Here is a 16,550-nt window from a genome sequence, read left to right as displayed (position 1 = left end):
CCATAAAAAAACCGGCCTTAATCAAGCCGGTTTTTTTGTAATCAGATTTTTCGTCGAATTACTTTTTCTTTTTCTTCATAAAAAAGAAAACTGCCGCTGCAATAACAACTACAGCCACAACAATAATGATTACTGTTGAGTTTCCTGAAGCTTGTTCCGCACCTGCCAATGGAACTTCTTCCAAATACGAACTGTCCTGAGCTCCCAAGTTGTCAATGTAAGTTCCCTGGTCTTGCGCCATAACTAACATTGTTGGTAAACTCAAAATGAACACTCCGATCATTGCAATTACTTTTTTCATCTCACTTAATTTTAAATATTTGTATTATTTATTTAATTTCTCTCTTACTTTCTTCAATAGCGGTGCCGCATTTTTATAGCGCGGATTCACTGCGATCAACTTGTTTAAAACAGCATAACTTTCTTCAAACTTCCCCTGATCAAAGAATTTTTGCGCCTCGAGCAAATACAACGGCTCATAATAAGGATGTATTGCCCTGCCTTTATCCAATAATTGGTCGAGCTCAGCATACTTGCGTTGTGCCAGTTTCAAATTCGCCAAATTTACAAACATCCAAACATTATTAGGATCGGCTTCCAATTCCTTTTTTAATAATGTTTCGGCTTCATCCCATTTTAGGTGTTTCAACAAGTCGATCCCTTTATAATCATCTTTCGACTGCCTTTCCAACAACACTACCAACGGATTACCCTTGTGATAGAATGTTTTAACAATTCGTGTCGATTGCCAGGTATCGTTCTTTAGCAAATACGGATGAATATAATTCACTCCAAACAGTGCATAATCCCAATCTGCTGAACTACGCTCGAGGTAACGCGTATATTGGAAATCGATATTTGGTATTTTTTCGAAATAATTAGGCAACTGGCAATTCATGGCAACTCTTGCTTCTTGCTCTCCAATTTCGGAGATTAAATAATCAGTCGCCTCCTTCATCCCATGGAAATAATAATCGTACTCATAATTACTCCATGCAGCTTTATTCCCGCCCGAAATAATGTTGAAATAAATATAATCTGCCGGAAAAGTTTTCGCCTGGTGTTGAAACGGTAACAGCATCAATACAAAAAATAGTGCTACAGCCTGAATTTTAACGTTCTTACTAATATTAAATTTTAGAAACTGAAAAAGCCCGCTTACCGCTAAAACAACCAACACCGGGATAACAAATAACATTTGACGCATCCCGCTGTACAGGTTCGATCCGATAACAATTACATACACCACCGGGAAAAGTAATGTAAAAAAGACGAACAACTCAATAATGAGTTGTTCGCTTAACGGTTTAGAAAATTTATAGGTTAAAAAGGCTACAAAGTATAGAGTCCCAAGCAAAATAAACTCGGGTGTTGCTATCAAAATCCATTTTATGAGGTAATGCCATGGCAGCGATGAACTCCAGAATACCTCCCCTTCGAACAACTGTTTAATGCTAATTTTGTAATGCTCCATTACCGACAAACTTTCGAGCGGATGACGCACCACATCCTGCAAGGCATAGGGCCAGAATAATAGTCCGAGGAAATACCCTGAAAGCACTATTACAAGCCACTGGCCCATTAACCTTACAAAACAAGATTTAGTTGAAACGATATATTTAAGTAAAAAAGGCTTCGAAAGAATAAGAACCACAATCCCCAATCCTAGGTAAGCAAAAAGGATTAATCCGCCAATGCGCACCGAACAGGTAAAAGCGATGGCCAATCCAAGACCGATCACTGTTTTCCAGTTCACTTTCGGAAATTGTTTTAGATAGTTCACTATGAAATAAATTCCGGCAATATAACCGGCTGCAAACGGAATATCTTTTAAGTTGCCAAATGCCTGCCCGAACAAACGTGGCGTAAGCATTAACGATAAAACTACAGTTGCCGCTACCCAGTATGAACCGGTTAGCTCTTTTCCAAGCAAAGCGGCAAACAGAAGTAGTAAAAAGAAAAATGCAGCACCTGTAAAATGTCGTATTAAGAACTCATTTTCGATGGAGAACACGCGGTTGATCAGCGCTGTGAGGTTATCAACCGACTGACCGTAATATTTTAAGTTGTCAACAGGAGTATCAAGGCACGAAGCATCTTTTCCTCCGGTGTAATACCAGTTCACCACTTTTTTGGCGTGCGGATAGTGCAACATTTCATCGACATTAACGGCAGCCTTTGGCGCTAACGACAGCAGTATCGCAGCAACCACAAATAAGCTGATGCGAAACACATTGCGTGCAGTTAATATGTCGACTAATTTATTCATAAACCTCCTTCACCAGGTAAACCGGGCGCTTTTGCACCTCTTTGTAAATGCGGTAAATATATTCGCCGATGAGCCCCAAAAAAGTAAGCTGCACCGACCCAAAAAAACTGATTGCCAAAAAGGTAGACGACCAACCGGTTGGAGCCAGTCCTGTAAATTTTGAAATCAGCGTGTAAACAATCGCCAGTAAGAAAACCATAACACCAAGCAATCCCAGATACAAACACAGTTTTATCGGCCATTTCGAGAACGAATAAATGGCATCGGCAGCCAGTGAAAACAACTTTTTGCTGGTCATTTTGGCTACACCTTCTGCTCTGTCCGGACGTTCGTAAACAATGGTATCGTGCTGAAAACCGATAAAATTCCGGATACCCGGGAAGTAACGGTTTTGCTCGGTAAATTTTAAAATTGCCGAAACAGCCCTGCGGCTCATAATACAAAAGTTACCCGCCTGTTCCAGCTGTTGCTCTTCCGACATATTCCGGAAAACCTTATGGAACACATTAATGTAGAAGCGCTTGCTCAATTTTTCACCACGCTCCGAGCGAACTGCCGAAACTACATCGCCTTCAGTATCCTGTATTTTTTGATAAAGTTCTTTTATCAGCTCCGGCGGATCCTGCATATCGCCGTCCATTACCACCACATAATCGCCTTTGGTATATTCCAAACCGGCAGCAATGGCAGCCTGCAATCCAAAATTTCTCGATAACGATACCACTTTCAACTCTGGTTTCTCGGCTCTCATTTTGAGAAGCTGCTGAAGTGTATCGTCTGCACTTCCGTCGTCAACACACACCACTTCGAAAGCTTCGCCCAATGCCACCAAATTTTGGTGCACTTCGTTTATCAGCAGCGACAACACCGCGCTTTCGTTAAACAATGGTATGACAACAGATAGTTTCATATGCTAATTATGCTTTATGTTGTGTTCCTTGCAGCGGTACCGGGAATTCCATATCAACAGGCCCCATTTCGTATTTACCTGGTCCAAGTTTTTCGTTCGAAGTCATCATTTCTTCCCAGGTCACTTTTTGTCCGGTGTAAGCTGCTGTTCGTCCCATAACTGCCGTAAGTGTAGACTCAGCAGTACGGTGGGCCTCAACAACAGGCTTGTTCGTGCGAATAGACGTTACCAGGTGAATGTGCTCCTGCACGTATGGCGAAACCGCTACAACTCCTGTAGAACGGCCATCTTTGTTTTTCGGATATTCGTAAGTCCATTTTACCGAACCATCGTGATTGAAGACTGTATTTTTACAGTTGGTGTAACCTTCAGTTCCCATAATCACCTCGCCAAGCTGGTTTGCACAACCGTCGATCTGACGCGAAAAACTGTGCGACGAAATACCATTTCCAAAGTCGAAATCGATGCTAAAGAAATCATACTGATCTCCGGTAAGTCTGCGATGACGTCCACCAAAACCGATGGCTGATTCTGGAGTTTTTCCCATAAACCAGTTTACAATATCGATGTTGTGAACGTGCGTATCCAAAATATGATCGCCACCCAACCAACAGAAGCTATTCCAGTTACGTAGCATGTATTCCATATCGCTCCAACCTTCTTCGCGGGTGCGAAACCAAACATGCGATTGTAACCAATATGCTTTTGCCGATACCAAATCGCCGATCGCTCCTGAAGCCACCTGACGATAAGTTTCCAGGTAATCGCGGCTGTGGCGACGCTGTGTTCCGGTGATAACTGACAAGCCCATGCTCTCAGCTTTTTTAGAAGTAGCCATAATCTGGCGCGCTCCAACCGGATCAACACAAACAGGTTTTTCAAGAAATACATGTTTTTTTGCCTGCACTGCAGCATCAAAATGCATTGGGCGGAAATGCGGAGGTGTAGCCAAAATCACTACATCTAAATCCACATCCAACAAACTTTTATAAGCATCAAAACCCCAGAAACAGTTGGCTTCCGGCACTTCAACACGTTGTTTTAACAATTTATCGCGGCAATCCCAAACCTTATCTTCGAACACATCGGCAAGCGCCACCAGATGCAAACCGTGTCCTGCTGCCAAAAAATTCAAAGCAGCGCCGGTTCCCCTGTTTCCGCAACCTACCAATCCTACTTTCAAATCTTTCCCGTCTGGCGCATGATCCAGCAGTGGGGGAAATTCGTAATCAACTTCTTTTGTCGTGTTTTTGCAAGAACTCAGTGCATTTAAACCAATTACTCCGGCAGCTCCAATTAATGCGGATTTTTCCAGAAAATTCCTGCGTGATAGTTGATCTTTACTCATTGTATTTTGTTTTATTTTTTTTCTGATGTAAACATTTCTTCATTGTACTCGCAAACCACCCTGAAACCAACACTTTTAGTATCAGAATACCACCAAATACTTTTTGGAATTTGAGGATCGGTTACCAACCAGGCGTCGGTTCTGGTGAAATCACGGGCTGCCACACGCAAGTCTTTTGGCGAGTTGCGGAACGAACCTCCACGAACCACGTGTTCCATTCCGCTACGAGGTCCCCTTGGGTTTTTCACCACTCCTTTCGGGTATTTTCCATATACCTGCGGATCGTAATAATCGAGACAAAATTCCGCCACATTTCCAAGCATGTTCTTCAAACCAAAAGGATTGGCCTCAACTGCATCGGGCTGCTGTGTTTTATTCGGGCTATTTAAGTGAGATACCACATACTGATTAATAACCTCTGTATTGCTACCCAATAATCTTTTGATAAAACCATCGGCTTCAAAATCTTTTGGCGAACCCTCAAAGAAATAAGGCATTTGAGTTCCTCCGCGTGCAGCGTATTCCCATTCAGCCTCGGTTGGCAGACGGTATGTTCTTCCAGTCTCCTGGGTCAACCATCTACAATAAGTTTCAGCAGCATGATGGCTCATTGTGATTGCAGGACGTGTTCCTTTTCCCCAGCCCTGATCAGGCGCTCCCCAAGGTGGTGTTGCACCCGAAACGCCATCGGTTTCTTCATCAATCTCAACAGCCTCTTTCCTTCCCTGCGAACCAGTTGCAGTAAAAAAGGCCAGGTATTCATTCCAGGAAACTTCAATTTCCGCCATCCAGAAATTACCAACTTCTACATCGCGAACCGGACCTTCATCCCTTTCGCGGTAAGGTTCTTCAACCGGGCTTCCCATTTTAAACTGTCCTCCGGGGATGGCAATCATTTTAAACGATACCGCAGTTCCCGGAATCTGCTCTTCAAAAGTTTCAAAAGCTTTAACGTCGGCTGGTTCGGTATAAATTTCTGTCGGATCAACGGTTTCTTCCAAGCCAACCAACAGATTGGTTTCGCCACGGTAATGACCAATATCGTGATGACACTGCATACACGAATTATTCTCAGGATCGCGGATATATTTGATATGCTGCTGACAACCCTGTTCGTTCAGCGTTGACGGAAACATATTGGTATGACATTTTAAACATCCATCTTCATAAACAAAATGTTTTGATGCTTCAGTAGATCTTTTGGCTGCCCAATCGATCTCTTCGGGATCCAAAGTCAAATAAGCGTATAAATCATGAAATCCATGATAAGCCTTCCGGGTTAAAAACCGTGCAGTTTGATCTTCCGGCGGTAAATGACAATCAACACAATTTATTGAAACTCCGCTTGGAGTATTATGGTGGGCTGAAAGTTTCCAGGTTGTCTCGGCATGTGGGTGAACATGACATGAATTACAAAATTCGTTTGTTGAAGTATAGTCCACCGTTTTATTAAATAACAGCAAAAAGAGTATTACACTCAGTCCTCCCGCAATAAACAGCATGTAGTGTTTACGCTTAATCGTCTTATCAGTCATTCATCGTTAATTTGAGCCGCAATTATACGCGCGCGCAATTAGCTGCTTCTTAATATTTGTGCTAAATGTGTCTTAACGACGTCTTAATTTCATCTTAATTTATTTTGTAACTAATTGATTAAAAAGCATTTTGCAAACCAATATTTTTAATGAAAAAAATATCGATTTACGTATATTTTAATATATTTGGGATGAAAATAATATCAAATTAAGAACATTATCATTCAAGGTAGAAGAACATATAAGATGCTCCTTAAGATTAGACTAAGGCTATTCTTATTGCTTTTTGCCGGAGTTACGTTTTGTTTATCAGGCAAGGCTAACGATTTTGCCGACAACTCTTTTTTGATTGGCCAATTAACACCCGCCGAATATAAAAACAACCGACTTTTCGACTTTATAAAAGCCAACAACTGGACAGGAATTGAATTAACTGTAAGTTCTGACCAGAAAGAAATACGCTTACAAAATAGCAGTGTCTCATTTTCTGATATTCTGGAAAAAATTGAGTTGCTGCTTCAAGAGGAAGAATCCAAGATCATCCCCGTTTTTATAAACTACTCGGGGAATGTACATATTCTCGATTCGGTAATTAACGCGAGCAATCTTTCCGATCAGATATTTTACTTACCGCAGGGAGAACGATGGCCATCCATTGAATACCTGGTGCAAGCCAACCGAAGAGTTATATTTTTTGTGGAAGGCGAATTACAAAACGAAAGCCGGATTTTGCATCGATCCTCTAATTATTCACTAGAAATAGGTGCCAGCCAAATCACACCGAACTCTGCTATTCTCAAGCGGGAGTCAAACATCAACAAAGAACTTTTTATAATCCGAAATTTCGACCGTTTACCAACCGGTGTTTCCACATCGCAGGTAAACCGAAACCTGTATCCTGAATACATAAATTTCCTGCTTGAAAGCTGGACAAAATACGGCAAGAAACCCAATTTTCTTTTTGTTGAAAAAAGCATCTACAATTTTGGCTTTATCATTGAGCAATTAAATTCTTTTGAGGCCGTAAAAGGACAGGTAAGAACCGTTGGAAAAAACCTTGAACGTGTATTCTGGAAAAATGCAGAAACACTAATTACAGGTGGAAAATTCAGCTTTCCGATTCGTGGTGGCGAAGAAATGATATTAACGCCATTTGTTCCGGGTTTTCGCCTCACACCTTCGCAACTTACAATCACCGCGGAGATGGTAAAACCCGAACAATATTCAATAATTGCAACTCCACTCGATCTTAACCGGGGTTTGATGGCCAGTTTTCATTTCGAGAATGAATTGGCCGACATGGTGAATCCTGAACGTAATTTTGACGGAAACGGCTATACGTTTAGTCAGGATATTGACCGTGGCAGCGTGCTACGTTTACCCGAAAATGCCAATGTAAATCTTGGCCATCCCGAATTGTACGACCTACCTAACAGTAGTTTTACAATTAGCTGTTTTGTAAAGTTTATTGATATTCTGGAGTTTGGCGACAATGCAATTCTGGGCAACGACGAACAAGGTTATCGCAGAGGACTGCATCTGGTTTTACGATCGGGACATCCTTACTTTGGACTTTGGGCCAACGATTTTATGTCGGATGAACTGCTGGAAAGTAACCACTGGTACCACCTTACGTGGCGTTATATTTTGGAAACCGGCCAACAAGCTATTTTTGTGAACGGCCAGTATGTTGGAGGCTCCGATGGTCATCCCCCTTATTCAGGTACCAACGATATTTTTATTGGCAGTGCCCTTTCCGGTGGAGCCAGTCTCAGAGGTTATATCGACAACCTGTACATTTGGAACCGTCCGCTGGGTAACGAAGAAATAAGCCGGCTGGCGCTCGATGAAGAAATCATTTACGAATCTACGGAAAAACCGTCTGCCTTACTTTCTACCACAACGATAGTTGCAATTCTGGCTTCCGTTGCCTTTGTTTTTCTGATATTCATCTTTGTCCTGCTACGAAAAATGAATGCACGAAAACATTCAATTTTAGTCAATCAACCTGAAACACCTACTAAAAATCAGATTCAACTTTTTGGCGAATTCAGGGCAATTAATAACAACAACGAAGACGTTACCGATCTTTTTACTCCAAAGGTGCGCGAGTTGTTTATTTATACGCTGGTTCAAAATCTGAAAAATGGGATTGGGGCGCCTATACCCGATGTTAACGAAACGTTGTGGTACGGCCTTGACGATAAAAAAGTGGCCAATAACCGGGCAGTTACACTCAATAAATTACGCAAGATTCTGGCACACTTCGATAAAGTTGAAATTACCTCGCAAAATGGATATTTGCAATTAAGCGTGTCGGAAAATTTCTTTTGCGATTATGTAGAAGCATTTAAACTCTGTAAAATTCCGCAGGGTATGACGCGTCAACAATTACAGTTGTTTTTTCATCTGGTTAAAAAGGGTCGTTTATTAAAAGGTGTGGACTGGTCGTGGCTTGACGACATTAGAGGATTCACCGGCAACCAGGTGATCGACAACCTGTTAAAACTGGCATCTGATTACAAAAAAGAGAATAAGCCCAAAGAAGTTGAAAAGGTATCGCAGCGAATTTTAGATTATGACGACTTAAGTGAAGAAGCACTTTACCTGCAAATCTGGGCCTTACAAAAAGCGAATAACTCGCATTTAGCAAAATTCAATTTCGAATCATTTTGTGCCAGGTATCAAAAAACAATGGGCGAACCCTTCTCCATGAAATTTAAAGAGTTCACCCATCATTATGCCGACCAGCTTTAATGGCCCGGCTTATTTTCTATTTACTTTATCTGCCTGTTCCAGTTCAACCGAAAAGTGACGCATAATTGGTGCTTCCTTTTTAATACGGTAACCGTGATCGATGCTTTCTCTTCGATCAAAGATATTTTTTAATGCCACAGCCACCACATCCATGTGGTTATTCGTGTAAGTACGGCGCGGAATTGCCAAACGCAACATTTCAAGTTTCGGATAGCGGTTTTCGCGCGTAAGCGGATCACGATCGGCTAGCAAAGTTCCCACTTCTACACCACGAACTCCTGCTTCAAGGTACAATTCAATAGCCAGTGTTTGTGCAACGTATTCCTCTTTTGGAACCTGTCCCAAGAATTTCTTCGCATCAACAAAAACGGCGTGTCCACCAATTGGTTTCTGCACCGGAATTCCCCATTCAATAAGTTTGTTTCCCAAATACGAAACCTGCTGAATACGGTTTTCAAGGTAATAACCGGTTGTTACTTCATCCAAACCAACAGCCAATGCATTCATATCGCGACCGGCCATTCCGCCGTAAGTATTAAAACCTTCGAACATGATATTAAAAACCGAAGCCTGTTTTAGCAGCTCTTCATCTTTCATGGCAATAAAACCGCCGATATTTACAATACCGTCCTTTTTACTACTCATTGTCATAGCATCGGCATACGAGAACATCTCGGCAACAATTTCTTTGATGGTACTGTTTCGATATTCGTCTTCGCGATTCTGAATAAACCAGGCATTTTCGGCAAAACGTGCCGAGTCGAACACTACTTTAATTCCGTATTTTTTCGACAAAGCATGTACATCGCGCAGGTTCTGCATCGATACCGGCTGACCACCCGAGGTGTTACAGGTTAGCGTTACAATAATCATCGGAATCTGCTCTGCCGGATGTGTTGAATAAACGGCCTCCAGCTTTTCCAAATCAATATTTCCTTTAAACGGATGCAAGGATTCAGTATCAAAAGCCTCGTCGATCGTACAATCTACAGCGGTTGCTTTTCGGTATTCAATATGACCTTTTGTGGTATCGAAATGACTGTTTCCGGGAACAATATCGCTTTCTTTTACCAACACCGAAAACAATACATTTTCTGCTGCCCTTCCCTGGTGTGTTGGAAGAAAGTAATCGAAACCGAGTATGTTCTTAATCGCATCTTTTAAATGATAGTAGGACGATGATCCGGCATAACTTTCGTCGCCGGTCATAATTGCAGCCCACTGATTCTGGCTCATTGAGCCAGTTCCACTGTCGGTCAACAGGTCGATATAAACCTGCTCGCTTCTTAAATTAAAAAGGTTGTAATTCGCCTTTTTTATCCACTCTTCGCGTTGTTCGCGCGTACTTTTATAGATGGGTTCAACCATCTTAATTTTATATGATTCTGCAAATGGTAATTCCATATAAGTATGAATTATGAATGATGATCAACGAATGATGATTTGCGATGGAGCTAATAAAACTAACCACACAATTCAAAATCGTTGTTCGTCTTTGAAAAATAAAATGATTTATGAAATGAAATTTAGATAGTAAACTCCAGAAGAAATCTGAAATCCTAAATCGTTAATCTGAAATCTACATTCTAAAGGCATCCCTGTTTTTGATATTCAGGAAGCTTCGGTTGTGGAGGTAAATAGCCATTAAAAATTTAATCATGACTTTACGATTTTTTCTACGGTACAAATTTAATGAGCTTTGGAGAATTTGCAACACGATAAAAATCAGTTTTATGCTTTTTTAAATACTCGTCTCTGAGAAATGTCTACTTTTGCATCAAATTAGAAAAGGTTTAGAAAATGAGAAACTTAGCTTTTGAAGCAGTTATTTTCGACATGGATGGTGTAATTACCAAAACAGCCATTACGCACGCTGCGGCATGGAAGAAAATGTTTGACGAATACCTGCAAAAACACGCTGAAGAAACGGGAGGAAAATTTGAGGAGTTTACACAGGGCGACTACCTGGCTTTTGTTGATGGTAAACCCCGCTACAAAGGAGTGGCATCGTTTTTAGAGTCGCGAAATATCAGCATTGAATTTGGCGATCCATCTGATGCGCCGGGTATGGAAACTATTTGTGGATTGGGAAATAGGAAAAACGAAGCATTTAACGAAGTTATTGATCGCGATGGTGTTGAAGTTTACGAATCGACTGCGCAGATGCTAAACGATTTGAAAGAAGCCGGTATAAAACTGGGTGTTGCTTCATCGAGCAAAAACTGTGCACCTGTTTTGGAAGCTGTTGACATGCTGAAAATATTTGGCGCCCGTGTTGACGGTGTTGTTTCGGCAGAATTGGGCTTACACGGCAAACCTGAACCGGATATCTTTACCACTGCATGTGATATACTTGGATCAACTCCGGCAAAATCGATTGTTGTTGAAGATGCTGTTTCGGGAGTTCAGGCCGGAGCAAAAGGCGAATTTGGCTTAACACTTGGTATTGCACGCGAAAACAATGAGAAAGAGTTGGCTGAAGGCGGTGCCGATTTTGTTGTTACCGACCTTGAAGAAGTTGGTGGCATTTCAGGATTGAATGATCTGTTTGTAAAGAACAATAAGTAATAAGTCTGGTCAAATCATCGATGAATAAGTTGATGGTTTGACCTTACACTTTTGTTACCCCACCCAGCTCCTGCACACTATTTCGCAGAAAATCGCGCGTATAATAATCTTCATCTACTACCTCTCCATTCCACACAGCAATATCCAAATCGATACAACGTGGTCCGAATTTTGGTCCAGTCCGATCGCGTCCCATCCTGTCTTCAATTTGTTTGAGTATCTTTTTCAGTTCCGGCTCATCTAAGTCTGTGCTGATTTTTACCGCTCCGTTCGTATAATCGGGTTGATCTTCAATACCGATGGGTTTGGTTTTTATCATAGAAGAAACCTGAAGTACAATGACCTCAGTTTTCAGGATTTCAAGCATTTTAGTGATATTCTCGTCTGCGTTAATGTTTGAACCAATGCCGATAATCACCGTGTTCATCGTCTGGCCTCCATTTCCATCGACACCGATTCGGCAAAACGCAAGGCATGTGGTTTATCCACTTCTACGCGAGCCCATTTTACTTTTTCGTCTTCCATTATCGTATCGAGAATACGTTTGGTAAGTACTTCCAGTAATTTGAAACGCCCTTCCTGTACCAGGGTTATGATCTTTTTGGTTATTACTTTATAGTTGAAAATATCTTCGGGCTCATCAGATTCCAGGGCAGATTCAGGTATATCCGTTTCAATTTCAAGGTTGATTACAACATCTTGTTTATTCACCAATTCATCGGGATTAAAGCCAATGTAGGTTCTGATCAATAGATTTTTAACACGTATTTTAGCCATATTTAACGGTTTTTTCCAAGGTTTTCGCCACCGTCGGCAAACAGTAATTGCCCGGTCAGGTGATCATTTTCTAATATATAATCCAAACTTTTCAAAATCGGTTCCACTCCACCCGGCTTTTTCATAGGAATTCCCTGCGCCAATTTTTCCAGGTAATCCGCATCCTCATCTTCTGGAGGCAAAGTAACACCGGGAGCAATGGCATTAATCCGAACGTCTGGAGCAAATTCCAAAGCTGCCATTTTTGTTAATTCCCAAAGCGCCTTTTTCGATATGGAATAAGCTGCAAAATTAGATGCATTCGACGTTATTCGCGTATCTACAAAGTTGATGATATTACCCGTTTTAAAGTAATTGGCAAAGTCGCGGATTAGAAAAAAGGGAGCTTTTAGGTTGACATCCAATTGCGAATCAAAAAGCTCAACGGACGTGTCTTTCAAGTAGCCAAGATCAAATACAGAAGCGTTATTTACCAGCAGATCAATCCTGATTTTTTCGGCTTCAAGCTTTGGGATCAAACCCAAAACTTCATTTGGTTTAACAAGATTGGCTTGAACCACTCGAAACAGCTGATCAGGGTGTTTTACCGAAAGTTCCTCGACCAGATCATTTGCTCCTTTAGCCGACGAATTGTAGTGCACAACAACATTCCAGCCCTTTTCGGCCAGGTGTTCTGTTAACGATCGGCCAATACGTTTTGATGCTCCGGTTATTAAAGCTGTTCGTTTCATATTGAAAAGTTACCCATTTTTTTGAAAAGAACAGAATGTACAGACTTATGTTCACAAAAAAAGGCCCGCAAAACGGACCTTCTCAAAAACGTTATACGATTTTTCTATTTGCTGTACGAATTCAATTTACTCAGGTATTTCCCGATGATATCAAACTCAAGGTTGATAACCGATCCAACTTTAAACGTATGGAAATTGGTTACTTCTTGTGTGAAAGGGATAATAGCCACCTGGAAAGAATTGTCTTTTGAGTTTACAACCGTAAGACTAACTCCGTTAACGGTTACCGATCCTTTTTCAACGGTCATATAACCTTGTTTTGCTTTGTCCACATCAAACTCGTATTCGAAAGTGTAATACCAGCTTCCATCGGCCTCTTCAATTTTTACACAATTTGCAGTCTGATCAACATGACCCTGAACAATGTGACCATCTAAACGACCATTCATCATCATGCTGCGTTCCAAATTCACTTTCGATCCAACTTCTAATAAGCCAAGATTCGATTTTATAAGTGTTTCTTTAATGGCAGTAACTTTGTATTTCTTTTCGGCTTTGTCCACCCAAACAACAGTTAAACAAACGCCGTTGTGCGATAAACTCTGGTCAACTTTTAGCTCATCGGCAAACGAACAGGTCAACGTAAAATGAACATTCTCCTGATCTTTCTCAATGGCTACAACCGTTCCGTATTCTTCTACAATTCCTGAAAACATAGCTTAATATTTTGATTTGCGAATTTCGATTAACGATTTAGGATTTCAGATCTACCTTCAACAATCGTTAAAAAAGATTCATCGTTCTACAATCATTTTTACTCTTGAATTTCGATCAACGATTTATTCTTTCCTTCATCATTCGTTAATCGTCATTCTACATTCATCGTTCATTTAACGCTCCAGTCCACACCATCTTTGGTGTCTTTTAACTCGATGCCAATGGCGCTTAATTCGTCTCGAATTTTATCGGCAGTTGCCCAGTCCTTATTCGTTTTCGCGTCTTTTCTCAGGTTAATGAGCAATTCCACTGCCCCACCCAGCACTTCGTTGTTTCCGCTTCCTGCTTCACCCTCTTCTTTTAGTCCGAGCACATCGAAAACCACTGTATTGTAGAAGGCTTTCAGGTCGTCCAGATCAGTAGCTGAAATTGTCTCAGTTCCGGCTTTAATCGAATTGATCATTTTAACACCGTCAAAAAGATGTGCAATCGCAATCGGGCTGTTCAAGTCATCGCTTAAGGCAGCAAAACATTTCTCTTTCAACGATGCCAAATCAATAGTCGATGAATCAGAAGCACTCAGGTCTTCCAGAGTTTTTAAAGCCGTCATTAAACGCTCTAAACCTTTTTCAGAGGCTTGTAAAGCTTCATTCGAAAAATCGATGGTGCTACGATAATGCGCCTGCAAAATAAAGAAGCGGATGGTCATTGGCGAATAAGACTGCTCCAGAATTTCATGCGTGCCGGTAAACAACTCATCTAATGTAATGAAGTTACCCAGCGAGCGCGCCATTTTCTGCCCGTTAATGGTAATCATGTTATTGTGCATCCAGTAACGCACCGATTCCTGTCCACGGCAAGCTGTGTTTTGTGCGATCTCGCATTCGTGGTGCGGGAAAGTTAAATCCATTCCTCCACCGTGGATATCAAACTGTTCGCCCAAATATTTTGTACTCATTGCCGAACACTCGAGGTGCCATCCCGGAAAACCATCGCTCCAGCGCGAAGGCCAGCGCATAATATGTTCCGGCGCCGCTTTTTTCCAGAGAGCAAAATCAAAAGAGTTCTTCTTTTCATCCTGCCCGTCGAGTTTGCGGGTATTGGTTTTTATATCATCCAAATTACGACCGGAAAGTTTTCCGTACTTGTAATCGTTATTGTATTTCTCTACATCGAAATAAACCGAACCATTGGCTTCGTATGCGTATCCGTTTTTCAGAATACCCTCGATCACCTGAATTTGCTCGATGATGTGACCCGAAGCACGCGGCTCGATGCTCGGAGGCGTAACATTCAGATCATCCATATTACGATGAAAAGTGTTCATGTATTTCTGCACCACTTCCATTGGCTCCAGTTGCTCCAGGCGTGCCTTTTTGGCAATGCGGTCTTCGCCAACACCTTCCACCTCATCCTCAAGGTGACCAACATCGGTAATGTTGCGCACGTAACGCACTTTGTTTCCGAGGAAAGTAAGGTAACGGTACAACAAATCGAACGTAATAAACGGGCGGGCGTGCCCCAAATGCGAGTTGCTGTAGACTGTTGGTCCGCATACGTACAAACCAACACGACCTTCAACCAGCGGTTTAAACGCTTCCTTTTTTCGGTTCAGCGTATTGTAAATATAAAGTTGACTCATAATTTTTCTGAAATCGTATGATTGTGCAAAGGTAAAACAAAATGAGTGATTTTGTGACTGTTACTAAATCCCTCTGCACAAAGGTAAACCGAACTTAACCTGATGTAGAAAATGCCTAAGCTGTTTGCTCTGTTTCAGTAGCTTCATCGTGGCTTGTGCTATCATCGAGCTTGTTAAAATACTTGCGATAGAACAATAATATTGAGAAGATACCTACCGTAATTGCAGAATCGGCAACATTAAAAACAGGACGGAAAAAGATAAACGGATTTCCTCCTACCTTTGGGATCCATGACGGATAACGTCCTTCAATTAATGGAAAATAAAACATGTCGACCACTCTTCCGTGCAGGAAGCTGGAATAACCACCTTCAGCCGGAAACAATGAGGCAACTTGTCCATAACTATTATTGAAAATTATTCCGTAAAAAAGACTGTCGATAATATTTCCGATGGCACCGGCAAAAATCAGTGCAATACAGGCAACAAAACCAAAGGGCACTTCTTTTTGTTTGGCCAGTTTAAACATATACCAACCAATTGCAATTACGGCCACAATACGGAAAATACTCAAAAACATTTTCCCGTATTCGCCGGCAAACTCAAACCCAAAGGCCATTCCATTGTTCTCAACAAAATGAAGAATAAACCAATCTTTAAAAACCACAATCTCATCACCAATCGACAGGTTCGTTTTAATCCAAAACTTTAAAACCTGATCGACGATTAAGACAGAGAATATAATGATTAAAGATTTTACACTGCGCGACATAAACTATCCCTTTATAATAGAAATGCTCTTCGAAATCTCTGGATAAGTATTTCGAAGAGCAAGCCCAATTCGTTTGTTTTACTTATTATTTACCTTGTTTAGCATCAATACAAAGTGTTGCATGAGGAACCGCACGTAATCTTTCTTTAGCGATTAATTTTCCGGTTTCGCGACAAACTCCGTATGTTTTATTTTCGATACGAACAAGAGCAGCTTGTAAGTGCTGAATAAATTTTAACTGGCGCTGAGCTAATTTTCCGGCTTCCTCCTTAGAAAGGGTAGCAGCACCTTCTTCCAATACTTTAAATGTAGGTGATGTATCAGAGATATCATTCCCATCACTCTGAGTAATCGAATTCTTATACATGGTGTAATCTTCCTGGGCTTTTTCAAGCTTATCCAAAATGATTTTTTTGAATTCCATTAACTCATCATCCGAATATCTGTTTTTGTCTCCCATAATTCGTGGGTTTTAAGTTCCTCATTTTTTTCAACAAGGCCCTAAAGTAATAAAAAAGTCCATC

At 41.2% G+C, this 16,550-nt stretch carries 15 protein-coding genes; 2 read left to right on the top strand and 13 right to left on the bottom strand.

Translation table 11 applies throughout. The features are described 5' to 3' along the window. Positions 1–58 precede the first annotated feature (58 nt). From SLH46_RS02345 to SLH46_RS02325, 5 genes are read right to left on the bottom strand one after another with little or no spacing between them, the layout of a single operon-like run. Positions 59–301 carry an LPXTG cell wall anchor domain-containing protein gene (locus SLH46_RS02345; protein WP_320279535.1) on the bottom strand — a complete coding sequence of 81 codons (243 nt, stop codon included), beginning with the start codon at positions 299–301 and terminating at the stop codon, positions 59–61. A 24-nt stretch (positions 302–325) separates the two neighbouring features. Further along, on the bottom strand, positions 326–2,269 hold the full coding sequence (locus tag SLH46_RS02340; protein WP_320279534.1) for a tetratricopeptide repeat protein: 1,944 nt from the start codon (positions 2,267–2,269) through the stop codon (positions 326–328). Then, the gene (locus SLH46_RS02335; protein WP_320279533.1) at positions 2,262–3,179 is read right to left on the bottom strand and encodes a glycosyltransferase family 2 protein; all 918 of its coding nucleotides are present in this window, start codon (positions 3,177–3,179) and stop codon (positions 2,262–2,264) included. Before SLH46_RS02335 ends, SLH46_RS02340 begins: the two co-directional genes overlap by 8 nt. A 7-nt stretch (positions 3,180–3,186) precedes the next feature. Further along, positions 3,187–4,527 (bottom strand): Gfo/Idh/MocA family protein, encoded by a 1,341-nt coding sequence (locus SLH46_RS02330; RefSeq protein ID WP_320279532.1) that lies wholly within the window; start codon positions 4,525–4,527, stop codon positions 3,187–3,189. Positions 4,528–4,538: 11 nt separating this feature from the next. Further along, entirely contained in the window at positions 4,539–6,062 is a 1,524-nt protein-coding gene (locus SLH46_RS02325; protein WP_320279531.1) for an SUMF1/EgtB/PvdO family nonheme iron enzyme, read from the bottom strand. Positions 6,063–6,308: 246 nt separating this feature from the next. Between SLH46_RS02325 and SLH46_RS02320 the strand changes: the two genes are divergently transcribed. Then, entirely contained in the window at positions 6,309–8,819 is a 2,511-nt protein-coding gene (locus SLH46_RS02320) for a LamG-like jellyroll fold domain-containing protein (protein WP_320279530.1), read from the top strand. A gap of 9 nt (positions 8,820–8,828) precedes the next feature. On the opposite strand, the gene SLH46_RS02315 is transcribed toward SLH46_RS02320, so the two are convergent. After that, entirely contained in the window at positions 8,829–10,223 is a 1,395-nt protein-coding gene (locus SLH46_RS02315; RefSeq protein WP_320279529.1) for a tryptophanase, read from the bottom strand. 396 nt (positions 10,224–10,619) lie between these two features. Here SLH46_RS02315 and SLH46_RS02310 point away from each other — a divergent pair, with 396 nt between their 5' ends. Continuing rightward, positions 10,620–11,387 (top strand): HAD family hydrolase, encoded by a 768-nt coding sequence (locus SLH46_RS02310; RefSeq protein WP_320279528.1) that lies wholly within the window; start codon positions 10,620–10,622, stop codon positions 11,385–11,387. Positions 11,388–11,430: 43 nt separating this feature from the next. On the opposite strand, the gene folK is transcribed toward SLH46_RS02310, so the two are convergent. The 7 genes from folK to SLH46_RS02275 all read right to left on the bottom strand — a co-directional run bounded on the left by folK (position 11,431) and on the right by SLH46_RS02275 (position 16,486). Then, a complete protein-coding gene (gene folK, locus SLH46_RS02305; RefSeq protein ID WP_320279527.1) occupies positions 11,431–11,814 on the bottom strand; it encodes a 2-amino-4-hydroxy-6-hydroxymethyldihydropteridine diphosphokinase in 384 nt (127 codons plus the stop codon). Continuing rightward, entirely contained in the window at positions 11,811–12,164 is a 354-nt protein-coding gene (locus SLH46_RS02300) for a dihydroneopterin aldolase (protein WP_320279526.1), read from the bottom strand. The genes folK and SLH46_RS02300 overlap by 4 nt, the downstream gene beginning before the upstream one ends. Before the next feature lie 2 nt (positions 12,165–12,166). Beyond that, a complete protein-coding gene (locus SLH46_RS02295; RefSeq protein WP_320279525.1) occupies positions 12,167–12,895 on the bottom strand; it encodes an SDR family NAD(P)-dependent oxidoreductase in 729 nt (242 codons plus the stop codon). Positions 12,896–12,999: 104 nt separating this feature from the next. Then, positions 13,000–13,611, bottom strand: coding sequence for a riboflavin synthase (locus tag SLH46_RS02290; RefSeq protein ID WP_320279524.1), 612 nt, complete (start codon positions 13,609–13,611; stop codon positions 13,000–13,002). A gap of 170 nt (positions 13,612–13,781) precedes the next feature. Beyond that, complete coding sequence (cysS, locus tag SLH46_RS02285; protein ID WP_320279523.1) at positions 13,782–15,254, bottom strand: cysteine--tRNA ligase; 1,473 nt, start codon at positions 15,252–15,254, stop codon at positions 13,782–13,784. Between the two features lie 115 nt (positions 15,255–15,369). Next, a complete protein-coding gene (locus SLH46_RS02280; RefSeq protein ID WP_320279522.1) occupies positions 15,370–16,026 on the bottom strand; it encodes a lipoprotein signal peptidase in 657 nt (218 codons plus the stop codon). Between the two features lie 85 nt (positions 16,027–16,111). Then, a complete protein-coding gene (locus SLH46_RS02275) occupies positions 16,112–16,486 on the bottom strand; it encodes a TraR/DksA family transcriptional regulator (RefSeq protein WP_320279521.1) in 375 nt (124 codons plus the stop codon). Between the last annotated feature and the right edge of the window lie 64 nt (positions 16,487–16,550).

This window comes from Draconibacterium sp. IB214405, from assembly GCF_033963885.1.
In the GTDB taxonomy this organism is placed as follows: domain Bacteria; phylum Bacteroidota; class Bacteroidia; order Bacteroidales; family Prolixibacteraceae; genus Draconibacterium.
The sequence above is the reverse complement of the archived record's forward strand: the minus strand, read 5'-3'. Positions and strand labels throughout refer to the sequence as shown.